This window comes from Leptolyngbya sp. DQ-M1, from assembly GCF_039962505.1.
GTDB lineage: Bacteria > Cyanobacteriota > Cyanobacteriia > Leptolyngbyales > Leptolyngbyaceae > Leptolyngbya.
In genome coordinates, this window is the sequence record NZ_JAMPLJ010000004.1 from 183557 (window position 1) to 209353 (window position 25797).

Genomic DNA, 25797 nt, shown 5'->3' on the forward strand with positions numbered 1-25797 from the left:
GGAGAGAATATCTCCAAAAGCTGAAGAAAATTAGAAACTTTCTGGCTAGGATAACGACGAACAGCTTGGTAGAGCGTTTGAGCGAAGTTTTTTGAGGTGTGAACGGAGTGAAAGAGTCTAAGCGACCATCTACGCTAGATCCGTCTAGCGCGACTGAGAAATTGACCGCTCAATCTCGCCCTGCCGTCCCGATCGCGCCTGTGAACTCTCCTAAGCAGCCTGCGATCGCACGATCGCTCTTTTGGATTGCTGGATTTTTGGGAGCCGCGACGATTTCGGCAACGCTTGGAACCACCTTGGCGCTGATCGCCCCGCTTCCCGGTGTCGCTCCAGACCAGGGGCGAAGATTGCTCGGAGATTTTTGGAGCAGTGGGTTTCGGTACAAAGTGTCTCGTCCCGTGAATGTGTTGGTGATGGGGATCGATCGCGTGCTGGATGCTCCTGCGGGTTCAAGCGAAATCTTCTCCGGTCGAAGTGATACGATGCTGCTGCTCCGAGTTGATCCAACCGATGATTCGGTGAGTTTGCTGTCAATTCCACGGGATACTCAAGTTGAAATACCGGGCGTGGGAGTCACCAAGATCAATCAAGCCAACGCCAGCGGTGGGCCGCTTTTAGCGCGAGAAACCGTGAGTCAGGCGTTAAATGGAGTGCAGATCGATCGCTATGTCCGCGTCAGTACCGATGCGTTTCGCGAACTGGTCGATCTGCTTGGTGGAGTTGAAGTGTATGTGCCCGAAGCGATGCAGTACACCGACAACACGCAAAAGCTCAAAATTGATCTCAAACCCGGTTGGCAGACGCTAGACGGAGAAAAAGCAGAGCAGTTTGCTCGATTTCGGCATAACTCGATCGGCGATATTGGACGGGTACAGCGGCAGCAGGCATTAATCAAAGCGCTGCGATCGAAATTGACCAGCCCAATGGTTTTGCCGCGCATTCCCAGGTTGGTCAGCTTGATGCAGAAGTACATCGACACGAATCTGACGATGGAAGAGATGCTGGCGCTGGTGAATTTTGGGCAGAAGCTCGACAAAGATGATTTCAAGATGGTGCTGTTGCCGGGTCGGTTTAGCGCTCCGAATGAATTTCGTGCCAGCTATTGGATGATGGATACGCAGGGGCGCGATCGCGTGATGCAGGAATATTTCAAGTCTGCCGCAACGGAAACCGGACTGGAAGCTCCCTTAGCGAATCTCAAAATTGCCGTTCAGAATGCGTCCGGCGATCCGAAGGCTGGAACTCAGTTTGCTCAGTATCTTGAAACGCTTGGATATACGAATGTTTATCAGGCTCAGAATTGGCAAGACCCACAGCAGAAAACGCAAATTATCGTGCAGCGCGGCGATCTTCAGGGTGCGAAAGTGCTGCAAAGTGCGCTGGGATTTGGCAACGTTGAAGCCAATTCGACTGGGGAACTCGACTCGGATTTGACGATTCGGATTGGGGATGATTGGCAAGCTCAGCGATCGAAACTCCCGCAGTAAGCGTTAGGCTGATGGTAGCTCTTTCGTTCACGCTGGTCTGATGTTTCTTGTTCCAATTCCCCGCACGGTAAAGCGTATCGTTTACGCTCTGTTGATTGTCGCACTGGCTTGGTTTTGGATTTTGCTGGCGGCAAATCCGGCATTCGCTGAGACGAGGTTTCTCAACTACGCCAATGCTCAACTCACTGGACAGGATTTTTCCAACCAAAATTTTGAGGGCGGGGTGTTTGTCGCTGCCGAGATGCGGGAGGCAAATTTTCAGGGGGCAAACCTGAAAAATTCAATGCTGACCAAGGGGAATTTACTGGGTGCAAATCTGAGCGGCGCAAATTTGGAAGGATCGCTGATCGATCGCGTCACGCTTTACAAAGCGAATTTGACGAATGCGATTTTAGTCGGTGCAACGTTGACGAATAGCATTCTCGATGAGGCGGACATTACAGGGGTTGACTTTACCGATGCCATCCTCGATCGCTACACGATAACGCAATTGTGTAAACGTGCGGCTGGGACGAATCCCACAACCGGAGTAGACAGCCGCGAAAGTTTAGGCTGTCGCTAAGGTTTGATCAGGTGTAGCGCAATTTTCCCAACTAGGGCGATCGCTCCAATTAACACCGCCAGAATAACCCAAAGATAGCCGGGGCGATGCGTTCGCATCTCGATCGTCGTCGCCTTCGGGTCAGCAAGAAAGCGATCGAGGGATTCCCGCTGCTGCAATAGCTGCTGATTGTTGCTAATTGACCAATTGCGGGTGAGTGGAATTTGCTCCCCAGACTGTGTGACTAAAGCAAGCCGAATTTGATTAGAGTTGCGCTGGATTGCGGTTGATCGCAACCGGGATTTATCAAACTGCTGCGTTTCTAGCTTGCCGATGAGTGGTTCGCGGGTGAGTTCACAAACCACTCGATCGGATTGAGGACGAGCATTGAAATGAACCAGTTCACCGATCGAGTCGATAAAGTGCGCCCCCGCCCACAATAGACCCACGATCAAACCTACAGAAATGCCGAGAATCAAAACCTTGCTCATCGCACTCAAAGCGCCTCGAAAGGAAGCTCAACCACAAAAGTTGTCCAACCCGCTTCGCTTTTGACCGCGATCGTGCCCTGGAGTTGGTCAACCAATTTTTTCACCACCGCTAGTCCTAACCCTGTTCCACCTTTGAGCGCACGATCGCGACCCGGAACTCGGTAAAACTTGTCGAAAATCTGCGGTAGGCTCTGCGAGGGAATTTCGGTTTGATTGGCGATCGTAAATCTCAGCACGGTTCTCCGAGTTGAGCGGGCAATTTCATCCACTCGAAAGCAAATTTCGCCGCCGCTTTCGGTGTACTTACAAGCGTTGTTGAGCAGCTCCACCAAGATGCGTCGTAAGCTGATGCTATCGGCTACGATCGTGGGTAGCGTTTCTGGCAAATTGACTCTGAAGCGTTGCTGACCCTCGCGGCTTCGCACTCGAAACCCCTCGGTCGTTAAGCGCATCAGTTCCTTTAAGTTGAGCGGTTCTGCAGGAGATAATGCCTCACCCGCCTCTAGTCGATATAAGTCAAGCAGATTTTGAATCAGCTCCTCGCCTTGCTCACAGGCAGTCAGCGCAATTTCGGTATATTGCCCTCGATTTTCGGGCACGGCTTCCATCAGTTGCAGCGCGACTTTAATCGTGGTGAGTGGAGCGCGGAGATCGTGCGTAATTGTGTTGAGCAGATCGTTTTTTTGACTGTTGAGCTGTTGGAGCTGATCGACTTTCTTCTGAATTTCGACTTGGGCGCGATGGCGTTTGAGGCGCGCCGCGATCGTATCGAGCAATTCGACGCGCCGAAACGGTTTGACAAGATAGTCGTCGGCTCCTAAATTCATGCCGTGCCGAATTTCGGCTTTGTCCGCTTTTGCCGTGAGAAAGATGAACGGGATCATAGCGGTTTGGGGATCTTGCCGCAGGGCTTCTAGAACGTGGTAGCCGTCAAAATCGGGCATTTTAATGTCGCACAAGATCAGATCGGGAGATCGTTCTTTTGCCAGTTCTACGCCCATTCGTCCATTGTCTGCATTCAGCGAGTCGAATCCTCCAGAAGCCAAAATCTCAACAATATTGAGGCGCACGTCCCTTTCGTCTTCGATGACTAAAATCTGCATCAAATCTTCCCTTAGCGTCGGTTGCAGCGATTGAGGGTTATTCTTTCGAGTCATTGCACGGCTGACTAAATCTGAAGATAGATTTGCTGGAAAATTAGCGGTATTATACTAATCCGGTCATTTTTCTGGTAGGTATTAGCTGTGCTGCTCATTAGATGAAACCGCTTTTTAGCGTTAGCCAAAACATTCTGTATAAGTGGAATGTCACCTTAAAAATTTCATCTTAAAGATGCTGTATCAGTTGCAGAGACTCATGATCTTTCTAGCCAGAAACCTAGAATCCTGAAAGCTTCTACTGTTTTTTCATAAAAACATCGCTAAATTTACATCAGTTTATTTGCACAAATTCAATACTTTTACTTCTGTGTAGAAAGGTTGTCCCTGAGATAGATCCGATTCTATCTCTAAAGCGGTTGCTTAATATAGCTTAAAGGTCATTATGTTGAGCACTACGAAGCTGATTCACGGTTAGGTTTCCGTATTAATTTGCTATTCAGAGCAATATTACTGGTTAGAAATCGATCCCTGGAATTACTGAGAAGTGATTGAGCAGGCTGAACAGCGATCGAGTTTGAGTTGGGAACGCTAAAACGACATCCCACTCCCCGACTGATTCAGGGTCGCCCCTACAGGAGTCAGAGTTGGCACGACATCCGCTACTGTAGGAAGCGATTTTCGATTAGGCTAGAAAGCGAAATTTTACCGATCGCTCATGCAAAATTACGATGTTATTGTTTGCGGTGCGGGCCCGTCTGGAACGATCGCAGCTGCAAAGTTGGCTCAAGCAGGATTGAAAGTGGCGCTGCTGGAAAAGCAGTTTTTACCGCGTCACAAGACTTGCGGTGGTGGAATGCCGATGGTGATGCAGGATCAACTGCAAGATTTGGCTCCGGAGGCGTTTGTGGAGTCGGATGTGACGATGATGCGGCACACCTGGAAGTTTGAGGATGCGTATTTGGGCTTGATGAATCCACGATCGACAGATGAGCGGTTGTCGTTGTGGATGGTGCAGCGCCCGATTTTTGATCAGGTTTTGGCGCAGAGAGCGCTGAAATTTGGAGCCGAGTTAAGGGATGGGATTGCGGTGCGATCGGTGGAGCCAGAATCGAATGGCGTGATCGTGAGAGCGCAAGGCTTTAAGACAGGCAGTGAATTTACCGCAAAGGCGCGATATGTGATCGGCGCAGATGGCGCAAACGGAGTCGTGGTGAAGGCAACACAGCTAAGGAAGAAGCCGACGATCGCGCTGGCGATGGAGATTGAGCATCCGCATCAATGGGGCGAGGGTCATGCGGATTTGCGTCCGGATATTGCTCATTTAGAATATGGGGCAGTTAAACGCGGCTATGGCTGGATTTTTCCGAAGGGTGATCATTTAAATATTGGGGCAGGTGCGTTTCGTCCGAATTCGCTGGATGCAAGAAAGGATCGCGCGCTCCCCGCTCAGTTGAAGCAAACGATTTTGGATTATATGGATGCGCTGGGTGTGAAATACGACCCGGATGCACTGAAGTTCCATGCTCATCCGTTGCCGATTTGGGGTGGAAAAGAGCGACTGCATGAAGGACGAATTTTACTCGTTGGGGATGCGGCGGGGTTGATTAATCCTCTGTTTGGTGATGGAATTTTACACGCGGTGAAGAGTGGTGCGATCGCGGCAGATTCGATTATTGATGAGGCAACCGATGAGTACACGAATCGTATTCATGCGGAATTTGCGGCAAATTTCGATGCGGCGTTGAATTTGGCGCGGATTTTCTATCAGTGGACGGGGGCTTGCTACAAGTACGGTGTGAAGTATGACAAGGCGACGCGGTATGCAACGCAGCTTTTGTGCGGGGAGTTGTTGTTTACCGAGATGGCGGGTCGAGCGATGAAGCGGTTGAAGCGATCGGTCGGGGAGAACTTCTTTCCAGCGTTTAATTGGTAGGACTGAAGAATTGCACTGTTTTAGTGCAACGGATCACTGAAATAGCTCATCGATGAACTGAAATAGCGATCGCGTGAACTGTTTTAGCGATCGCGTGAACTGAAATAGCTCATCGATGAACTGTTTTAGCGATCGCGTGAACTGAAATAGCTCATCGGATCACTGAAATAGCGATCGCGTGAACTGTTTTAGCGATCGCGTGAACTGAAATAGCTCATCGGATCACTGAAATAGCGATCGCGTGAACTGTTTTAGCGATCGCGTGAACTGAAACAGTGCAACGGATCACTGAAATAGCGATCGTGACCACTGGAATAGTGCATCAGATCACAATCGTCCGAAGTCCTAGTCGATTTCACGGAGTTCGATAAAAATTATCCGCTTCGTTGATTGCCTTTGCTAGCCCCCTAAATCCCCCACGAGTGGGGGACTTATACCGAATTAAACATAGAATGCGACAGATCATACTCAAAGTCCCCCAGAATGGGGGATTTAGGGGGCGAGAATCTGTCGCATCCACAAATCAATCTGGTATTAGAAAACAAAACTAAAATTGGGAGTTTTCCAACCTTCAAAGTCCCCCAGAATGGGGGATTTAGGGGGCAAGAAGCCGGTAAAACGAAGCAGGAAAACTCGTCGAACTGACGTTAGATGAGGAGACATCACCCGACTCAGCCGCAGCGAAAAACTCTCCCAGACCGATCGTTAAATCCCCTCGATCGCCGCCTGCAATCCCTGACTCATCAGCACTTGCAGCAGTTCATCTGCCTCGGTGCGATCGCGAAACGCACCCGCCTGCATCACATTCCGTCCCCGCAGCGAAAACGCACCCGGAACTACCGATCGCAATTGCGACTGTTCAATATCCGTATTCGCTCTCACAATCACCCGAAACCGAAACCCTAAACTCGCCGCTTGACTCACCACCGCTGCGCTCCGCGCTCCCCCTCCTCGCCAAACCCGCACCGTCGTTCCGCGTGTATTCCCGATCGGCGGCACAGCACGAGGCACAGGTAAGAGTCCTGCTGGAACAGCGCGCCGAGCCTGAAACGCAGAAGGCTGCGAGACCGGCGATCGCGAGATGCTATTGATCTGGATTGGTGTCGCTGATCGAGGAAACGCCGATGCCGGCAGTAGAATGCTCTGCCCGACCGGGAGCGACGCACTTTGTCTCGGTTCAGTCGGACGCGGAAACGCCGATCGCGCAATCGGCAATGATGCAGATTGCCCAGAATCCATTGGGCGTGCAAACGTCGATCGTGCGATCGGCAGGGGTGCAGATTGTCCAGAATCCACTTGTCCAGAATCCATTTGTCCAAAATTCATTGGGCGCGGGAACGCCGGTCGTGCAATTCGGCGCTGCACCACAGGAGTCGGATTGCTCATCGGAGCTGGAACCGGAATCTCAATCGCGCCTGAAGCCGAGGCGGAACGACTACGACCAACTGGAGATCTGGCATTAATGGTGATCGGAGTCAGACTGGTCAAAGGTCGCGCCTGTCCGAACCCAGTCGAAGACGCAATATTTGTTGTAATCGGTGGAGTGTTGTCAATTCCAGATAAATCCAACCGTCCGATCGTTCGGGCAGAGAGTTGATTCCCAAAGGCTGGAACCGTTTGCGTCGTCCTCTGAGCATTGACATCAAACTGACGATTACTCACAAACGTATTGTTACCCGGATCAGCCGAAGTACCCAAATCCGGACGAGACTGCGCGATCGAAACAATGCCATCGCGATCGTTACTGTCGATCACATTGTTTCGCAAAATCGGCTGAGCATTACCCTGAATCACAATGCCGTCTTTGTTCTGAGTAATCCGATTGCCGATCAGCCTCGGAGCCGCATTTTGAGAAATGTTTACGCCAAATCCAGTCCGTTCAAAAATGTTCTCTTGAAGCTCAGGGCGTGAAGTGCCATAAATTGTGATGCCGTTTGCACCATTTTGGTGGAAATAATTGTTTTTCAGAATCGGAGCGCTATTGCCTACGATCGAAGCGCCGTCATGACTGCTCCCGGCGAAAGTATTCGCCACAACCACCGGACTACTCGATTCTGTCCAAAGTCCATATCCTTGCGGGTTCGGATTGGTTACTGTAACTCCGGTTAAAGTCGCCCCATTCGCCCCCAAAATCGTGACATTCTGCCGCGCAAACGATCGACTCAAAAACATATCGCCGCCGCGAATCACCACATTCTGTCCCCGATCGCGAGGCTCACCCTGAATCGTGACGCTCGGTTTAAGCTGGATCGGGAAAACCTCCCCAGTTTCGACACTATAGACTCCAGGTAAGAGAACGATCGTCGAATTTGGAGCCGCACGATCGAGCGCCACCGTAATCGTTTTAAGCGGAGAATTCGCTTGACCCAACGCACTATCACTACCGATCGCGGGATTCACATAAATTACAGAGCCAGTCGAGCGAATCATCTGATCAGGAATCGGATTTGCACTGGCAAGCGGTGCAGCGAGTCCCGATACACTAAAGACAGCAAATACCGAGAAAGCAAAACGGGGCTGAAAAGGGCGATTCACAGTTGTTCTCCTACATACGGCTTGTTCGGATAACATGGCGCACGCAAATGGATCGGTTACAGAGATTTCAGTCTACATAGGAAATCTAAATCGACCTCTGTAGAACTACTGGAACCTTGAGCAAGAGGCGATTTCTACGTAAATTACCACGCTGGGATGAAATTCTCTCAGTTAATCTACTGACAGATAGTTAAAGATTCTTTATAAAAGCGTTAGGTCTCGCACCCCTGATACGATAAACAATCAATAGGACTGATCGAATGGGCAATTCAGCGCAGTTTCAACCCCTTATGCAGCCAGCACTATACCGAATTTTAGATGCGAACCTCGATCGTGCCCGCGAAGGCTTACGGGTGATTGAGGAATGGTGTCGCTTTGGCTTAGAGGATGCCACGTTAACCGAACAGTGCAAAGACTGGCGGCAAGAACTCGCCCACTGGCATGAGTCAGAACTGCGTGCGGCTCGAAATACCCCGGATGATCCTGGCACCGACTTAACCCATCCCCAGGAAGCAGTCCGCACTAGCGTCGAACAAGTGCTACAAGTGAATTTTGCCCGCGTAGAAGAGGCACTTCGAGTGCTGGAAGAATATGGCAAAGTCTATCGATCGGAGATGGCAAGCGCGGTCAAACAAATGCGCTACCAAGTCTACACGCTCGAAAGCCATTTACTCTCGATCCAGCGCCGTCAGCAATTAGAATCTGCACGGCTGTACCTCATCACCTCACCGACCGACGACCTACTCAGCACCGTAGAAGCAGCCCTACAAGGTGGACTATCCCTGGTGCAGTATCGCGATAAAGAAGCAGACGATTCTGTCCGGCTCAAGAATGCTCAAAAGTTACGCCAGTTGTGCCGGGAATATAACGCGCTATTTATCGTCAACGATCGCGTCGATCTGGCATTAGCCGTGGATGCTGACGGCGTTCACCTCGGACAAGACGACCTGCCGCTAGAGTGGGCACGCCAAATGCTCGGTCAACACAAAATTATTGGTCGATCGACCCACAGCCCAGAGCAATTAGAGCAAGCGATCGCACAGGGAGCCGACTATGTTGGAGTCGGGCCTGTTTACGAAACCCCGACAAAAGCAGGCAGACTCGCAGCAGGCTTAGACTATGTGCGATACGCAGCCGCACACTGCTCGATTCCCTGGTATGCGATCGGTGGGATTGATACGCAAAATGTCTATGAAGTGTTAACCGCCGGAGCCGATCGCATTTCTGTGGTGCGAGCGATTATGCAAGCCGACCAGCCCACCTTTGCGACCCAGTTTTTTGTCGCCCAATTAGAGCAAAAACGCCGATTTCGGGCGCACACCACGCCTGATCCGTGGGGGGAGACATGATCACGCTACAAGTGAACGGAGAAACTCAAACCTGTGAGGCAGCTTTAACGCTGCCGAAATTTCTCGAATCGTTAGGGCTAAATCCCCGCTTAGTCGCCGTCGAATACAACGGCGAAATCCTGCATCGCCAGTTTTGGGACGAAACCGAAGTGAAAAACGGCGATCGGCTAGAGATCGTGACGATCGTCGGTGGCGGCTAACTTCTAGTACGGAAATCTCTCCTAAAACGTATCGCTTAGGACATTTGCAACCTCTATTGAAAGCGATACAGTAGATCTGTGAGCTTAAAACTCTGTAACAAAGAGTTAAGACAAGCCGGACGGCTGAACCTGACTTCTCTCCGTCTGGAAGCGATAGGGGAAAGATTTATGAAGATTTCAAAACGATTTAAAGCCTTGCTCCGTCTGGTGATCGCACTGGCGCTAGTGATTACGCTGGCGTTTGGTCATGCGGATGGTGCGTTGGCAGCAAGCGGTGGACGGATTGGTGGCGGCTCATTTAGAGCGCCGGCTCGGAGCTATTCGCCTCCCAGCCGGACTTATTCTCCACCTGGAGGCGGTTACGGTGGTGGCTATTACCCCGGTGGCGGTGGGTTCTTCCCGTTTGTCTATTTCCCGTTCTTTGGCACTGGAGGCGGACTGGGTGGCGTGTTCTCGCTGTTCATTTTGATTTCGGTTGCAGGCTTCTTGGTCAACAGCTTCCGCCGCGCTAGCAGCGATGGCGAACTGGATTACGGCTCTTCGACCGTTTCGGTAGCGAAAGTCCAAGTCGGGCTGCTAGCTCAAGCACGGGAACTGAAAGCCGATCTCGATCGCATCGGTGAACGCGCTGACACTGAGACTTCGGAAGGCTTGGCTCAAGTGCTGCAAGAAGTGACGCTGGCTCTGTTGCGTAATCCTCAGTATTGGGTGTACGGCATTGCCGAATCGAGCCAAGCTCGACTTGAAGCCGCAGGTGCAGAGTTCAATCGTCTGGCGTTATCTGAGCGCAGCAAGTTCAATGCAGAAACCCTCTCAAACGTAAACAATCAACTGAAACCTGCTTCATCGAGTGCGTTGACTGTTGCAGAAAAAGGTGGCGCATTATCAGAGACTTCCGGCGAGTACATTGTTGTAACACTGCTGGTGGGAACTCAAGGTAAGTTGCAGCTTCCACAGATTAATAGTGCTGAAGACCTGCGACGATCGCTGGGTCAGTTGGGTAGTGTTTCAAGCGATCAGCTTCTAGCTTTGGAAGTGCTATGGACTCCGCAAGCTGAAGGTGATGTTCTGACTCGCGATGATCTGTTGGCAGAGTATCCGAACTTAAAGATGGTTTAAGCCATTGAGAAAAGGGGCGAATGATTCGCCCCTTTTTTGTGTCAAAAATTTCTCCCTGTTTTGATACCGATTCAAAAACAAATTCCGCAGCGATCAATCGGGCGCAAAACTCATAAATCAAATTGGTATTACGATCTATTTAGAATTACAGACAGAGTAATCATCACATTAAGGGAACCTTCATAAAGTCCAGGTCGCCTGAAATCAGACTGATAATAAAGGAACACTTCCGACGGACGATGCTCAACACCCCGCAGTGTAATAGAGTCAATCGCTTCCTCTAAACCTGCCGCTTGCTCTCCCGGATATGCCTAGCTTCCAGAACCTGAGTCAAACTTCTTCCTGGATTGTGTTTAACCAAGTCGGAAGCTTGCTCCAACAGATGGTTGGATCAGATGCGATCGTATTGACAGAAGCCAATTTTCCTCAAATTGCCTCTCGCTTTGTTCTTGTAGCATCGCCCGACTTTAGCGCCTTGCTGCTAGGAGCACCCCTAGATTCAGAGCACTGTTGTCTAGAACTATCGTTTTCGCCTGCTGCGATCGCCGACTTTCTCAGTACTTTAAGCCATCCGCCTACCTTTTCATTCGAGCTACAGGAAAACAACAGCGATCGCCAAAGTGAATTCACACTAAAACTGATCGAACTGCTGTCCCATCCTGCACCGGATGCTGCAATGTTTCATCAAGTCGAGCAAGAACGCCTACTGAGCCAGGTCACGACTTTAATTCGGCACAGCTTAAATCTGCCTGTGATTCTCGAAACCGCAGTTCACCGAGTGCGCGATTTTCTGCAAGCCGATCGTGTAATCATTTATCAATTCAACTTTCCGGCTCCTTCTTGTGCAATCGATCCGATGACAAGCTCGATCGCTGACGGCATGATTCAGAAGCTGGATGGTATTACCTATGAGTCCCGCAGTAGTGACGCGATTGCTTCGATTCTGCATGTGATGAGTGAATATAGTGCTGCCAGTCTACAGCGTCTTCAGAAAACTCAGCACGAATCGATTACCTGGACAGTGAACGGACATAAATCCTCAACGGTTGCCTCGTTGTTGGATCAGTTCTCACTCGATATGCAAGCAGAACTGGTCACTCCGATCGTTGTACAAGATGAGCTTTGGGGATTGCTGATTGTGCATCAGTGCCAACAGCCTCGTCAGTGGAACGATCGCGAAAAAGTCCTGCTTCAGCGCATCGCCGAACACCTCGCGATTGCCATTTATCAAGCAAAACTTTACAGCGAACTAGAAGAGCAGAAAGACACGCTAGAGCAGCAAGTTATCGATCGCACTCAAGAACTGAGAGATACTTTGATCGCTGCTCAATCTGCTAGCCGTGCTAAATCAGAATTTCTCGCTACGATGAGTCACGAACTACGCTCTCCCCTCACGACGATTATCGGCATGGCTTCAACGCTATTACGCTGCTATAACCAGGATGTCAGTTATACACTGGCTCCCCAAAAGCAGCGGGAATATCTCCAAACGATTCAAGGTCGCGGCGAACATTTGCTGACACTTATCAACGACATTCTCGATTTGTCAGAAGTACAAGCGGGGAGAATGCTTCTGCAAATTCAACGATTTTCCCTCGCTGACCTAGCTCAGCAAACCATTCAACTGCTACGGGATAAAGCCGATGCGAAACAGGTAGAACTATCGCTAGAACTGCTGCCACAACGCTCTCAAAGTGCCATAGAGCGATCGCAAGACTTTCTATTTCAAGCTGATCCACAGCGAGTTCAGCAAATTTGCCTCAATTTGCTCAACAATGCGATTAAGTTCACTCCAGCGCAAGGTCGCGTCACGATGCGCGTCAGAATTAGCCGAGAAGCCGCAGTCTTACAAGTCGAAGACACGGGAATTGGCATTCCTAGCCATCAGAGATCGTTTCTGTTTCAGAAGTTTCAGCAGTTAGATGCGTCGTATGACCGCAAGTATGAAGGAACGGGGTTAGGACTCGCGCTCACCAAGCAATTAGTCGAGCTACATGGAGGTTCGATCGAGGTTGAATCGACGGTTGGGGTTGGCTCAAAGTTTACCGTGTACTTACCGATGCAGGTACTTTCGGCGATCGAGCATAGCTGAAAATGATCCGCTATTTGGGGAGCGATCGGATTGTTCAGGATTGATTTTCTAGAGGAAGTCACTAGACTGAATTGTAAGGTGCAAGGTCTAGAATTATTGATTTTTTCCCACCTGCTCGAATCTCCGGCTTCAGACAGGTTTTTTGTTAATACGAAATAACCATGTTCAACTCAAGGAACTTAACTTCTAGCGGCAAAGTCAATCAAGACATCGCCGCTAGATTCAGACTTGAAGGACAAAAATCATGTTGAACCTGAAAAAACTACAGTCCGGGACTGCACTTGCCCTGACATTAGGTGTAACAGCAACCGGAGCTGCCCCGATCGTCTTGGCAAAAGACGTGGTTGCTGCCCCTGCTTCCATGCAGATTGCTCAGCTTTTTCCCTCGCAACCCCGCTCTACGGGAGCAGTTCGCATCCCCGCCAATACTACTCTGCGCCTAGCTTACCGCGATGCTGAAAAAATTCTGGTTGCCCCCAATGAGCGCCTTCCCATTACCCTAACGATTCCCAATAACGTTCGCACCTCAAACGGAGCGCTGCTCATTCCCGCAGGTAGCCAAGTCAAAGGCGAATTTCAGCCCGCTAGCGGTGGAACGCGCTTTGTCGCCAATACGCTGGTCTTGACCAACGGCACTCAACTCGCACTCGATGCCCAAACCGATGTGATCAGCCGGACTGAAGAGATTCGACGCGGAGTCAGCACCGATGCCATTCTCAAAGGAGCCGCGATCGGGTCTGGTGCGGCGGCGATTATTTCCGCTGTCAGTGGAAACCGTCGGGTTTCCCTGGGTAAGGTTTTAATCGGAACAGGCGCAGGTGCATTAGGCGGCTTGATCTTCGGACGCAACACAAATCAGGTCATTTCGGTTAATTCTCAAAGCGATCTAAATCTCCGCCTTAACTCATCGCTAGCGCTTAATCCGCTTTAATTAGATTTAACGCATTAGACTGTCCGCCGATCGCAGGATCGGCGGACAATTGTTTTTGAGAAACTTAAACCACGGGGGTTGGCTCTGGAGTTGAGCGATCGGCAGAAGCGAGTCCCATATGCTCCCACCAGAGTTTTGCCAAGTCTTCTGCTTTAGACCGAGCTTCCGGGCGCAGGTGATACATTCGGCGCGGACGACCCCGCTTTTCTAGTTTTTTCCAGTAGCTTGTGATCAGGGCTTGTTTTTCCAGAAACCGCAGCGAATTTTGCAGAATCGTGTCTGACAGCCGATAGTTGGGGTAGTCCTGCTGTAGCTGTTGTACCAGTTCTGTCCCATAGGACTCAGAGCGAACTAGCACCGACATCAAATAGCAAACTGTGAGTTCTTGATTGAGAAAGACCGGCTGCGGGGTTTGAAAAAATTGATAAATTCCCTCGAAAGTTAAGCGTTGAGCATTCATCATAGAGAATCACCGTCTAAGTTAGGGCAAGCTATTCCTAATGATAGATGTGAATTACAAAAAAAGACTGATAAAAATTTGTTCTGTCGATCGTAACTTCTAATACCAAATTTCTTTCGTTACCGATCAAAGCGAGCAATCAATCACAACGCAACTCGCTCTAGCCCCACCAATACCGCAGTGATCCCTACTGCTAAGGCAAACAAAACGAGGTTATTTTCGCCGCCTGCTCTGAGAGCAAAGCTGAGCGAAGTAGCAACCGCAGGAGGATGAACAACATCTAGATCATCAACACGATCGTCAGAATCATCGCGCTTCCGGCGGCGAAATACCCTGCTCCCAACCACCAAAACGTCAGCCAACCGATCACGGCTGACATAATTTGCGCTGAAACCAAAGTTCGGACGGAGTTTGTTCCATGCTGCGGATCGAGATAAATCAAAAACGCACTTGCAGCTAAAGAAGCAAACAATAGGCGTTGCCGACTCAGCACTTCAACCAGAGCTAGGACACGCTCAATACAACGACGGTTGGAGCCGTTGCCAGCAAGAGTTCCCCTTTAATTCCCAATCTGCGCCGCATTGTGCGATTTGCACCTTCGATCGGCTTTAAGCTTTTTCGACTCATCACACTCTCGGTTGTGCAGGTTGCTCGGACATCCGATTTTGTTCGCCTTGCTGGATTTCGCGCTCTAGGAAATGGTTCAACAGGGTTCGCAACAGCACGATCGCACCCAAATTTAGAATGTCTTGACGAGTTGGAGCAACCGCAGTACGAAGAATGTCGCTCGCAACCGTAAACTCTAATCCCAGCGCCAGAACTCGCCCCAATTGTAGGCGAATCCCTTCGGTGGCATCCAAATGTTGCCTCCGAGAAAACACTTGCCGCCCATAGCTCACGATGCCACGAAGCACCGCCGCTCCGATTACAAATGCTGCCGCCATTTCCGCCCCGGCGGCTAAGTAACTCACAAGCAACTTCAGCCAAGCCTCCAACGGACTGCTTTCTGTCGTTTCTGAGCTAGTCTGTCCTGCATTGAGGCTGAGCAAGAGTACGAGACCTAAAATCAGAGTGAGCGGTAACACCAGAGACGCGATCGTGTCTCTGGACGAATCTGGTTTTCTTTCCCAGTTCATAGAGGTTCGTCCTTGAGCGGCAGTTTAGCGCTACGTTAGCGTAAGCAGCCCGGTGCAAAATTGCTTCTCTCTTAGGATTGTTTATTGCAGGTGTGATCGTGGCAGAATACCTACCGGATTTGCGATCGTAGGCTGCCTATCTCGCAAGCCTCTTCAATCTCAGCCGCTAAATTCTCGCTCAACGAGGATTACGTTTTCTGTGACTTTCTCGAAGGTGTCATCGTGGCTAATCACAAACAGTTGACGGAAGGATTTGATGTTACCGATCGCTTCGGCTAAGCTTTCTCGTCTGGGTCGATCCATGTTTGTAGTGGGTTCATCAAAGAAAGCAATGTCGATGTCTGCCAGTACCTTTAACAGGGCTAAACGCACGGCTAAAGCGGCACACATCTGCTCACCGCCAGATAGATTGATGAATCTGCGGGAATGTGCGCCTTCTTGCACCATGATTTCATAATCGCGTGTCCATTGCAGGGCAACATTCGGACGGTTGAGCAATTCTCTAAACAAGCGATCGGCTTCATGAGAAATTGTTTGCACATAGCGTTCTGTGATTCTAGGTGCGGCTTCTTTGTAGGATTTTCGCGCAAACTTGATAAATCGTTCAGTCTTTTGTTTTTGCTTGAGTTGGGCTTGGGCTTCGGTTCGCTTTTGCTGAATGGCTTGTAGGCGAGATAGCCTGGTTTCGCATTCTTCTAGGCGCTTGGTTTCGATCGGGAGTGTTGTGCTAAGTGAGATTTTTTGACGGTTGGCTTCTTCGTACTCAGCATTAATCTGTTTAACTTGCTCTGGATCGTAGCTTTCTTCTAGCCGTGCTTTTTGATTGGTTAATGTTTGAAGTTGTGATTGATATTGATTTAACTGTGCGATCGCATCTTCTAGCTGTGCTTTTCGGTCTTTGAAGCTGTTTGCGGATTGCTGGTGAGCTAGATAAAGCTGATAGTCTTCTCTGTAGCGATCGCGTAAGTTCTGCTGTTCCTGAATTTGATCGGCTAAGTTCTCAAATGTCTTCAACTCCAAGTCGATCGCGGTGATTGCGTCTTGCCCGTTTTTCAGTTCTGATTGGAGTTGAGTAAGTTCAGCATCCAGACCTGCTAAAGCTTTTAGATCGCGTGTGAGATACCGACTACGATCGCGAGGATTGTCTAGTGCTTGTAGTTGTGCTGTAATTTCAGCGAGTTTTGCTGTGAGTTCGGGTTCTGTGAGCAGTTGGGATTGATGTTCAGCAATCAGCGATCGAAGTTCTGCAACTTCCGCAGCAAGTCTTTCTTCTTGATCAAACTTCGCATCTAGACTGCGATACTGTGCTTCTTGATCGCGAACTGTTTTAAGCTGAATTTGAGTTTCTTTGAGTAATTGTTTTAAGCGATCGACCACTAGCTGCTGGGATAAATCATCTAAGATTTCTTGAAGATCCTGCATCAAAAGATGATTCAGCTTTGAGCTATGGGCGATCGTGGTTAACACTGTTTCAAGCTGAGATTGCCAAAGCGGTGTTGCTTGTTGCAGTTCTTTTAACGTTACGGTTGCCGCTCGAATGTGTTGGGTTTGAATGTTCTCGCGCTTTTGGGCTTGCGAGATAATTTGGCGCAAGTCTGCCTCGAATTGAGTAGCAGCTTCGATGCGGCTGAGTTGTTGTTGATAGCGCTGCTGTTGTTCCTCAAGCTGAGGAATTTGTTTGACGATCGCGCCTAATCCCTCTAATCGCTCGATTTCATCGCCCAGTTGTTTTTGATTCTGCTGAAGTTGCACTAGGCGCTTTTCATCGCGCTGCATGGTTTGCTTCCAGCTTTGACAGGTTTGGAGTTGCTGATTGAGTTGGGTTTGCTGTTGCTCTAGTTCAGATTGTTGCTGGATTAATGGTTCTAATTGCTTGAGATCCGCTTCGATTTGCGATCGATGCTCTCCTTTTTGAGTTAAAACCGCTAACTTGGATTGATAGGCACTGAAAGATTCAATTCGCGTTTGGCGATCGCGCAATAGTTTCTCTTGCTGAGTCCGACTCTGATCGAATGCTTGCAAAGCTTGGTCAGCTTGCATATAAGTTTGATAACTCTCACGGCGCTCTGTACAGATAGCAACCGATTTTTCCGCCGTCTCTAGTTCTAGCTTCAATCGCTGGACATTTAGTTCCTCAGCCCGCATTCGACTGACGATCGCTTCTAAATTAGCAGTAAGTTGCTGAACCTGAGCCGCGATCACACTGTACTGCTCTTGATCTGCTTTGAGCCGATCGTATTGCTGCTCCCAATGTGTCAGGTCAATTTGAATCTGCGCGATCGTCTGACTGAGCGCTTCTTTCTGCTGACTCAGTTCATCCCATTCTTGCAGGGATTCCTCATACTGCTGGATATCACGCTCTAACTTCTCAGATTGAGCTTTGGCAAACTTTTCTAAGTCGCCTAACTCTTTATAGACTTTCTTGTACTCTTCAACCTTCAGAATCGGATCAAAGACCTTCTTGCGCTCCTCTGCGGTCTTGAGAAAATCAACTGTAAACGTGCCTTGCGGAACCCCGATCGTATTGCGAAACAGATCAGATAAATTTGTCCCTACTGGCACTCCCAAATGTTCTCTCAGCCAGGGAAGGACATCTTCTTTTTTGGTGTAATTGAGCTTTTCGCCCAGTTCCGGATCATAAATGGTGTAGCTCGATCGCGTACAGCGACTTACATCATAGGTGCGCTGATCCCGGCTCGAAACAAAGCTTACCCGCACTTGGGCACTATTGGAGCCATTGCGAATCAAATCATCTTTGGTGTACGCGCCCGTATAGTCAAACAATACCCACGCGATCGCTTCGAGAATGCTCGTCTTGCCTGCACCATTCTCACCACAAATCGCATTTGTCCCCGGCTGAAACGAAAAGGAGCGATCGCTGTGAAACTTGAAGTTTTTAAGACTAACCGAGAGTATTTCCATACACTGATTCGGGGCGCAGATCAGATGTTCTGATCTTAGATCGGAATGGAACTGATTCTAGCGTCGATCGTCTCATCTGAGAAAAAAGAAATCCGCACAGCAATGCTCATCAAATCTCCGATCGCTGTTGTCATACCAAATTAATTTTTGAGTGCTACAGATCTTGGAAGCCCCCTAAATCCCCCACGAGTGGGGGACTTCAAGCCAAATCTGTTTCGGATTCTCAAAGTCCCCCAGTATGGGGGATTTAGGGGGCGAAGGATCTGTAGCATTGACAAATTGATTCGGTATCACGGCAGCGAATCGATTTCTTCCTATTTTTATTCAGCAAAGTTCCGATTTCTCTAGAAACAGTAAGCTACTTTAAATGGATTTCAGCGTATGTGCAGATTGCGGTGGAGGGGTGCGATCGTATGAACGTCTTTGCTCCCGTTCCTCAACCGCTTAGTCCTACCCCGTAAGCTGCTACAGTCCTAAATCCACTGCAATCCGATGCGCACAGGCAAATCCTGAGAACGCCACCGCATTCAAACCCTGTCCGGGAAAGGTACTATCACCCACGCAGTAAAGATGAGGAACCGCAGTCCGATTAAACGGCATTCCCAATAATCCCAGCAGTTTACGCGAGGGAATCGGGCCATACGTACCATTGTCGCGCCCCAGATAGCGGCGATGGCTTCTCGGTGTCCCAACTTCCTCAAAATCTAAGCCGCGATCGAGATCCGGAATAATCTGTGTTAAACGATCGATTAAGCGACCGGCGGCTTTCTCTTTCTTCTCGGCGTATTCGCTCGGAGACAAGTTCTCCCATTCCTGCATCCAGCTAGGGGTAAAGGTATGAACAATGTGATGTCCTTCTGGTGCCAAACTCGGATCAAGCAGCGTCGGAATCGAGACGAAAATCGTTCCTTGTTCTGCTTCCATATCCTCCCAATTCTCTAGCAAGATGTGATGACATTCGATTCCAGCAGGTAATGATTCAGCCTTGACTCCAAGATGCAAACTCAAAAAACTTGGGGATTGCTGATAGCGTTTTTGCCATTTTTTCTCAGAAGTTGGCTTCTGCGTTTCGGGAAGTAATTTCTCAAACGTATCCCAGCGTGTTGCATTAGAAACAATCCGCTTTGCTCGGAATGTTTCCCCAGAGGCTAACTTAACTCCCACCGCGCGATCGTTTTCAGTGACGATTTCCGTCACTCTTGCTTTGTACTTGATGTGACTTCCAGCCTTCTCTAATCCTTCGACTAATTTTTGTGCAATCTGCCCGACACCGCCTTTCGGATAGTTGATGCCGCCGTAATGTCGATCGCTAAATACCATCCCCGCATTGATCATCGGAGTACGATCGGCAGGCACAACCGACCAGATATAACATTCCGCATCAATAAATTTCAGCAATTGCGGATCGTGAATATATCGACGGGCAATATCTCCAGCATTCTGCGGCAAATATTTCACTAAGCCCAAACAAGCAAAGGGATGTTGGAAAAACACTCGCGTCAGATATCGCGGTTCTTCTAATGACAGCAGCTCCATCGCATTCAGGCAATTAAATACCTTCCAGCACTCATCATAGAATTGCCGAATTCCCTTTTCTTCGTGTGGAAAGTAGGCGATCAATTCGTGCAAAAACTTCTCGTAATCGCGATGAACTTTCAGATCCAATCCATCCGGCAAGTGATAGTGAACCTGAACCGGATCGGGAATCGTTTCGATCGACATTCCCACGCCATCCAAAGCGCGGGTGAGTAAATTCGTCGTTCCCTTGTCCCCAAACCCAAAAATCATTGATGCCCCGACATCAAAGCGGTAGCCTTCCTCACGATCGAAATAGCCCGCACTGCCTCCAGGAATCAGATACCGCTCTAAAACTAAGACGCTGGCTCCTTTTGCCGCGAGCTGAGTGGCTGTCACCAAGCCGCCAATGCCTGACCCAATTACAATCACATCGTAGTCGGTAGAATTCATGAAACCCGCGATCGCTCAACAGTTCTCAGTGTATCCAGATTCGGTCACAATTCGGCAGCTTTAACCGACCTTACCGCCGCCCATGAGATAGAGCAGTGCCATTCGCACAGCGACTCCGCTCGTCACCTGTTGAGAAATTAAACTCAAAACCGGATCATCCATCAAGTCCGAGCTAATCTCGACCCCACGATTTACGGGGCCTGGATGTAAAACTCTCACCTCTGGCTTACACAACTTCAGGCGATCGCGAGTAATCCCAAACTGCTGATGATACTCCCGCAGACTCGGTAGCAAATGACTGGTCATCCGTTCTTTCTGCAATCTCAGCGTCATGACAAAATCCGCATCAATCAGAGCAGGTTCTAACGTCCAATGAATGAACAACTGACGCGAAATTTCCGGGTTACTGTCTTTCACAAACGCTGCAAATGCTTTTGGTAACAAGGTTGGAGGTGCAGCTAAATGCACTTCTGCACCACTTGCTGTCAAGCTCCAAATATTCGATCGCGCTACTCGCGAATGCAAAATATCTCCCACGATCGCGACTTTCTTTCCAGTTAATAACGCCGAGCGCGGCTTCTCCACATCAATCAGCGAACAAATCGTAAACAAATCCAGCAACGCCTGCGAGGGATGCTCATGCTGTCCGTCGCCTGCGTTTAACACGCCAACTTTTACGTTTAAGCGATCCATCTCATCGGCGATCGCCTGCGGTACTCCCGCTTCTTTATGCCGAATCACCATCATGTCCGTTCCCATTGCTAGATACGTTTTCGCTGTATCCAGAATGGTTTCGCCTTTTGTAATTGAAGAAGTGCTGGCTGCAAAATTTAACGTATCGGCAGATAATCTTTTTGCCGCAAGCTCAAAACTACTGCGGGTGCGGGTTGAGGGTTCAAAGAACAAATTTGCTACCACTTGCCCCTGCAGCGTCGGGACTTTTTTAGTACGGCGCGTTAAGACTTCTCGAAAACTGCTCGCCGTTTGCAGAACGGTATCATATTCCGCAGGCGAGAAATCAGCCAGCGAGAGAACGTGACGACGATTCCAACTCATATATCGCAGTAACTGAGGGCGTGAACTCACTATTCATACCGCAAAACGTTCCGGTCAGCACGGCTTGATCGAGATGGAATTTTGGAAATTTGGGCGATCGTGTAAGAAAAAAATCAGGATGCACCAAGTTCTGCTATAGTATGAATTCTGTGGCTTGAAAAAGCTGCCCATCTGGAGAGATGGCCGAGTGGTTTAAGGCGCAGCACTGGAAATGCTGTGATGGGGTGACTTATCCGAGGGTTCGAATCCCTCTCTCTCCGTTCTAAAACTTTGGTGTATCACGGCTTTTAGAGAACCCTCGAAGTTTCGAGGGTTTCTTTTTGGGCGATCGATTGGGTGACTGTGAAGGTCTTTAGACACCTTTTGACTATTAGTTGACTATCCAAATTTGAACGGTATAGCTGGTTCAACGCGGGATAGGGGTGAATGCCTGAAGATGTCAAAAAGAAATAAGCGTTCGGGGACAGTGGTATGGCAGCAAGGATTAGGCAAGATGCAAATTCTCGATCGCCTCTGCTGGGCCTAGTAAAGAAACGTAAGGAGAACCAAAATACCGACCAGCAACTTCTTGTGCGGTTTCTGGGGTGACGTTGGCGATCGCGGCTTGAAACTGCGCGTCAAATTCGACCCCTAATCCTAAGGTTTCGTACCAGCCAAAAATTTGTGCGAGTTGAGAGTTGGTCTGTTTACCCAGGGCGTATTGCCCGAGTAGCTTATTTTTGGCAGTCTGGATCTCCTCTTCGCTCAAAGGTGCATCGCACAGGCGATCGACTTCTGTTTTCAAGCCGGAAAGCGCGATCTCTGTATTTCCTGGAGCCGTACCCATGTAGGTAACAAAATATGAGGTATCAAGCCGCGTCGGGTAAAAGGCAGACACTTCATAAGCCAAACCTCGCTTCTCACGCAGTTCAACAAACAGCCGGCTGGATAAACCATTGCCTAAATAGGTGTTTAGCAACTTGAGAGCAGCGTAATCTGCCATCGTACTCGATTGAACCGAGGGCGCAAGATAGCCGAGGATGACGATCGATTGCTGTGTCTCTTGAGGAATGCTGTTGCGGGTTGGATTGGATGTGACGATCGGTAATGTGAGATCCGCAACCGGTGTCGAGGGTGCCTTCCAGTCTCCTAAAATTTCTTCAACCTGCGATACCGCTTGATCCGGTGTAATTCGACCTGCAATGCTGATGATCAAGTTATCGGGGCGGAAGTATGTTTTGTAGTAGTCTTGGAGATCCTGACGGGTCAACTTCTCGACGGTACTGATCGTTCCCAAACCTGAAAGCGCGTAAGGATGTTCGCCGTACATTGTCTGGCGTAAACGATCGAGCGCAACCGTGAAGGGTTGCTCCTGCTGAGAGCGAATGGCTTGGAGTGTGAGCCGTCGTTCTAGCTCAACTTCTGCCTCTGGAAAAGTTGCCGATCGTAAAAGTTCTCCTGCCAAGTCCAGCATTTCAGGGAAATCGGCGGAGACAGTTTTTAAGCTGAGTAGGAAATAGTCCGAAGCGGCATCTGTGCCTAGACTCGCCCCGATCGATTCAACTCGCTCTGCGATTTCCAAGGACGAATGCTCTTCTGTGCCTTTCGTCATCACCGCTGCGACGAGGTGCGAAAGTCCCGCTTTATCGTATGGCTCCCAACGGCTTCCAGTTTTCAGGAACAAACGAGCCGCAATAATATCAGCCGACGGATTTTCGGTGACAAGCACTGTGATGCCATTGCTTAACACAGTGTGGTGAACCATTCGATTTTGAGACAGGGTGATAGTTGAAGTCACGATCGTTCTGAAAACTACATGCGTTGATTCTAGCAACCTAGTTACATCGGTTTCACGACGATAGCAGCATAGTGATAGGGCGAAAGATAGTGACTCGCCAGATCGCGTAAATCTTCGGTTGTGAATGATTGAATCCAATGAGGGTAAGCGATCGCGGCTTCGATTTGAGCGAGAGAATGATAATAGCCGTATAGTCCTGCAAGCTGTCCGGGGGTTTCGGTTGAGAAGGCGTGATCGTTGCAGAGTAGTCGTTTTGTGCGATCGAGTTCAGCCTGAGCAATGGGGATCGTCATCAAATGAGACAAGCGATCGCAAATCAGCGCTTCGACTCGCTCTAAATCTTCGGGATCGAGCCAAGCGGCAATTGTAAATAAACTCGAATCCCGTTGTAGAGAGAAGCTACAGTCGATCGCCTGCACCAGTTGACGCTCTTCGCGTAGTTCTTGAACAAATCGTGAGGTGCGCCCAGAGGCAAGAACGGCTGAGAGCAAATCTAGTCCACAGGCTGCTTTTAATGGATCTTGTTGGTTCGATCGCTCAAATCGTTTCCAGGGGAGCGGCTCGTCGGCATCATCCTGCTGGAGCGGTTCAACTCCTGGCGCAATCCAAGCCATCAGCAATCGAGCTTGTTCGAGTCTGGGTAGATAGAGTTCTTCGCGTCGGATGCTGGTGATTGGCGGTTCGGCTTCCGCTTCGTGCCGTGGGCAGGACATTGAATTGGGGAATGGATGAAATGCTTTTTCGACCTGAAGTTTTGCTTCGTCGAGATCAATATCGCCCGTAACCACCACAGTCATATTTTCCGGTTGGTAGTGGGTGCGATGAAACGATCGCATTTCCTCTGCCGATCGCGGCATTAAGCTCTCTTCTGTTCCTAAAATCGGTCTGCCGTAGGGATGCCGCTGATAGACCAATTCCGACAGCACCTGAAACGCGATCGCGTCGGGATCATCATAAGTCTGCAAAATTTCTTCCAGTACAACGTCGCGCTCCCGCCCAAACTCATCATCGGGAATTGCCGCATTGAGCAACAGTTCACCCAGGTAGGGTAGGGTTTCCGCAAAATCTTTTGATGCGGTCGTCATATAGAAGTGCGCGTAATCATAGCTCGTGGCTGCGTTCGTCATTCCGCCCCGGTTTTCGATCGCTTGATCAAATGCTCCGGGTGCAAGCTTACTCGTTCCTTTGAAAATCATGTGTTCAAGGAAATGAGCCATTCCCGACCACTCATTCGGTTCTACGATCGAGCCTGCATTCACCCAGACATCGATTGCGCTGACTCCAGTTGCGGGGAGATGATGGTGAATCAGCGTTAGTCCATTGTCTAGCTGATGTACGGTTGCAGGCAAAGCAAGAGGGATTTGGGGCGATCGGTAAATATTCAAGGGATTAACTGATCGATACAAGTAGAGGACAATGGTTAGAAAGGGTTAGAAGCTGCGGTATGTGATCCTGTTAACTTACAACACTGAAATAGGTGTGAGAAGATCAAAACGATCAAGACTATTTTTTAATCATTTATGCTAAATTCCTCGCGCCAAAATGCAGAGATTTGATCTCTCGATCGACGGATTTTCCAGAGTTCTGAATTAAAACATTGTTGGCATAAAATTCAATCAAAAATCGATTTCATAATAAATTTTAATCAAACTTTCGTGAGCAAGAAATAATAGAATTTTTTGCAATAAAAATTCCCTCACTTAATCAGTAAGGGATCGAAAAAGTAGGACACCGCAGCGCCGTCTTACCTCAGCTTTTGACCTGGTTAAAACCAGGTGGGTGTCGAAGTAGCGGATTTGAAGTTTCCGAGTACAAGCTCGGTCTACTGCCATCAGCCTTTTTTGACTCCCAGATTCAAAAAACATAGATCATAAAACATTGTTGGCAGTCACCAACGCCGCAGCAAATCCTTCATTTATTGTAGCGGGTCAGTTTGGAGTTGGAAAGTCTATTCTCAATTCTTCCACCCCATTTGTGACTCTAGGCTTACTGCTTCTTCTGAGCAGGAGGCTGAACGGATTCGGTTGATTTTTCTTTTGCAGCATCGTTAGTTTTCTTGGCTGCATCGCTTGTCTTTTTAGCTGCTTCGCCTGCTTTGGCTTTTGTCGCTTCTCCAGACTTTTTAGCTGCTGTACCTGGCTTCTTGGCATCTCCGGCTTTCTCAACTGGTGTCGCAGGCTGTGCAGCGGGCGATGCAGGAGGTGAAGGGGGAGCTGCTTGCTCTGAACCGGAACATGCAGTAAGACTGGTTGCTAGAGCGAGTCCAGCTAGAATGCCGATCGCGTTTGATTTCTTCATGGTGTTTCTCAAGTCCTAATAGATTCTTTGTTCGGAGGAGACACCATAATTTACCCTAGATTGCAAAATCTAACGCAGTCATTATTCGTTTTTGGATTGTTTCTGAACTGGACTATTGAATTCTGTCGCTGCTCTTTTGCCACAGGCGTTCTAACATTTCAATTTGTCGCTTTAAAGTCTGGCGTTTTTGCTTTTTATGGGCCAAAACTGCAAAAAATATGCTAAAAGGCAACGCAATCGCAATCAGTCCTTCAGAAATGGCGGTAGTATCGCTATCAACGCGAATAGTTGCGATCGGCGATGAGGCTTGAATCGCCCGAAAATCCGAGTGCATAAAAAAGAGTCTCCAGAACAGATCTAAAATTTGATGAATAAATTTTATTGTGGCACTGGGATCTCTAC

Annotated in this window: 20 protein-coding genes, 1 tRNA gene, 1 other RNA gene and 1 pseudogene; 9 read left to right on the forward strand and 14 right to left on the reverse strand. The window is 49.1% G+C overall.

The features are described from left to right. Positions 1-107: 107 nt before the first annotated feature. Positions 108-1487, forward strand: a complete 1380-nt coding sequence (locus NC981_RS14195; RefSeq protein ID WP_348243537.1) for an LCP family protein — start codon at positions 108-110, stop codon at positions 1485-1487. Between the two features lie 40 nt (positions 1488-1527). After that, on the forward strand, positions 1528-2049 hold the full coding sequence (locus tag NC981_RS14200) for a pentapeptide repeat-containing protein (protein WP_348243539.1): 522 nt from the start codon (positions 1528-1530) through the stop codon (positions 2047-2049). On the opposite strand, the gene NC981_RS14205 is transcribed toward NC981_RS14200, so the two are convergent. Further along, positions 2046-2519: a hypothetical protein gene (locus NC981_RS14205; protein WP_190379209.1), complete on the reverse strand. Its 474-nt coding sequence runs from the start codon at positions 2517-2519 to the stop codon at positions 2046-2048. The two genes, NC981_RS14200 and NC981_RS14205, sit on opposite strands and share 4 nt — an antisense overlap. A gap of 5 nt (positions 2520-2524) precedes the next feature. Beyond that, on the reverse strand, positions 2525-3676 hold the full coding sequence (locus NC981_RS14210) for a response regulator (RefSeq protein WP_348243541.1): 1152 nt from the start codon (positions 3674-3676) through the stop codon (positions 2525-2527). Between the two features lie 658 nt (positions 3677-4334). On the opposite strand from NC981_RS14210, the gene NC981_RS14215 reads away from it, so the two are divergent. Further along, positions 4335-5552 (forward strand): geranylgeranyl reductase family protein, encoded by a 1218-nt coding sequence (locus NC981_RS14215; protein WP_348243543.1) that lies wholly within the window; start codon positions 4335-4337, stop codon positions 5550-5552. A gap of 705 nt (positions 5553-6257) precedes the next feature. Here NC981_RS14215 and NC981_RS14220 read toward each other — a convergent pair. Further along, positions 6258-8087, reverse strand: a complete 1830-nt coding sequence (locus NC981_RS14220) for a DUF1565 domain-containing protein (protein ID WP_348243545.1) — start codon at positions 8085-8087, stop codon at positions 6258-6260. Between the two features lie 290 nt (positions 8088-8377). Here NC981_RS14220 and NC981_RS14225 point away from each other — a divergent pair, with 290 nt between their 5' ends. The 5 genes from NC981_RS14225 to NC981_RS14245 all read left to right on the forward strand — a co-directional run bounded on the left by NC981_RS14225 (position 8378) and on the right by NC981_RS14245 (position 13778). Beyond that, on the forward strand, positions 8378-9436 hold the full coding sequence (locus tag NC981_RS14225; RefSeq protein ID WP_348243547.1) for a thiamine phosphate synthase: 1059 nt from the start codon (positions 8378-8380) through the stop codon (positions 9434-9436). After that, positions 9433-9636 (forward strand): sulfur carrier protein ThiS, encoded by a 204-nt coding sequence (gene thiS, locus NC981_RS14230; RefSeq protein ID WP_348243549.1) that lies wholly within the window; start codon positions 9433-9435, stop codon positions 9634-9636. The genes NC981_RS14225 and thiS overlap by 4 nt, the downstream gene beginning before the upstream one ends. Positions 9637-9804: 168 nt before the next feature. Further along, on the forward strand, positions 9805-10755 hold the full coding sequence (locus tag NC981_RS14235; RefSeq protein WP_348243551.1) for a DUF1517 domain-containing protein: 951 nt from the start codon (positions 9805-9807) through the stop codon (positions 10753-10755). A 307-nt stretch (positions 10756-11062) separates the two neighbouring features. Beyond that, complete coding sequence (locus NC981_RS14240) at positions 11063-12847, forward strand: ATP-binding protein (protein WP_348243553.1); 1785 nt, start codon at positions 11063-11065, stop codon at positions 12845-12847. Between the two features lie 244 nt (positions 12848-13091). Beyond that, on the forward strand, positions 13092-13778 hold the full coding sequence (locus tag NC981_RS14245; protein ID WP_348243555.1) for a hypothetical protein: 687 nt from the start codon (positions 13092-13094) through the stop codon (positions 13776-13778). 64 nt (positions 13779-13842) lie between these two features. On the opposite strand, the gene NC981_RS14250 is transcribed toward NC981_RS14245, so the two are convergent. The 6 genes and pseudogenes from NC981_RS14250 to NC981_RS14275 all read right to left on the reverse strand — a co-directional run bounded on the left by NC981_RS14250 (position 13843) and on the right by NC981_RS14275 (position 21320). After that, positions 13843-14241, reverse strand: a complete 399-nt coding sequence (locus NC981_RS14250) for a PadR family transcriptional regulator (RefSeq protein ID WP_347273130.1) — start codon at positions 14239-14241, stop codon at positions 13843-13845. A gap of 140 nt (positions 14242-14381) precedes the next feature. After that, positions 14382-14865: pseudogene (locus tag NC981_RS14255) on the reverse strand (HPP family protein). Continuing rightward, positions 14865-15374 carry a DUF1622 domain-containing protein gene (locus tag NC981_RS14260; RefSeq protein ID WP_348243557.1) on the reverse strand — a complete coding sequence of 170 codons (510 nt, stop codon included), beginning with the start codon at positions 15372-15374 and terminating at the stop codon, positions 14865-14867. The pseudogene NC981_RS14255 and the gene NC981_RS14260 overlap by 1 nt, the downstream one beginning before the upstream one ends. A 159-nt stretch (positions 15375-15533) precedes the next feature. Continuing rightward, a complete protein-coding gene (locus tag NC981_RS14265; RefSeq protein WP_348243559.1) occupies positions 15534-18296 on the reverse strand; it encodes an SMC family ATPase in 2763 nt (920 codons plus the stop codon). A 465-nt stretch (positions 18297-18761) separates the two neighbouring features. Then, positions 18762-20264, reverse strand: a complete 1503-nt coding sequence (gene crtH, locus NC981_RS14270; protein ID WP_348243561.1) for a carotenoid isomerase — start codon at positions 20262-20264, stop codon at positions 18762-18764. 60 nt (positions 20265-20324) lie between these two features. Further along, positions 20325-21320 (reverse strand): aspartate carbamoyltransferase catalytic subunit, encoded by a 996-nt coding sequence (locus NC981_RS14275; protein ID WP_190379302.1) that lies wholly within the window; start codon positions 21318-21320, stop codon positions 20325-20327. Between the two features lie 173 nt (positions 21321-21493). On the opposite strand from NC981_RS14275, the gene NC981_RS14280 reads away from it, so the two are divergent. Continuing rightward, positions 21494-21580: transfer RNA gene (locus tag NC981_RS14280), tRNA-Ser, on the forward strand. 224 nt (positions 21581-21804) lie between these two features. Here NC981_RS14280 and NC981_RS14285 read toward each other — a convergent pair. From NC981_RS14285 to NC981_RS14305, 5 genes are all read right to left on the reverse strand, one after another. Beyond that, positions 21805-23097 (reverse strand): pitrilysin family protein, encoded by a 1293-nt coding sequence (locus tag NC981_RS14285; RefSeq protein WP_348243563.1) that lies wholly within the window; start codon positions 23095-23097, stop codon positions 21805-21807. A gap of 41 nt (positions 23098-23138) precedes the next feature. Beyond that, complete coding sequence (locus tag NC981_RS14290; protein WP_348243565.1) at positions 23139-24482, reverse strand: pitrilysin family protein; 1344 nt, start codon at positions 24480-24482, stop codon at positions 23139-23141. Positions 24483-24821: 339 nt separating this feature from the next. Then, positions 24822-25006: non-coding RNA, 6S RNA (gene ssrS, locus NC981_RS14295), on the reverse strand. Between the two features lie 77 nt (positions 25007-25083). Beyond that, positions 25084-25395, reverse strand: coding sequence for a hypothetical protein (locus NC981_RS14300; RefSeq protein WP_348243567.1), 312 nt, complete (start codon positions 25393-25395; stop codon positions 25084-25086). A 112-nt stretch (positions 25396-25507) separates the two neighbouring features. Then, positions 25508-25729: a hypothetical protein gene (locus NC981_RS14305; RefSeq protein ID WP_348243569.1), complete on the reverse strand. Its 222-nt coding sequence runs from the start codon at positions 25727-25729 to the stop codon at positions 25508-25510. Positions 25730-25797 lie beyond the last annotated feature (68 nt).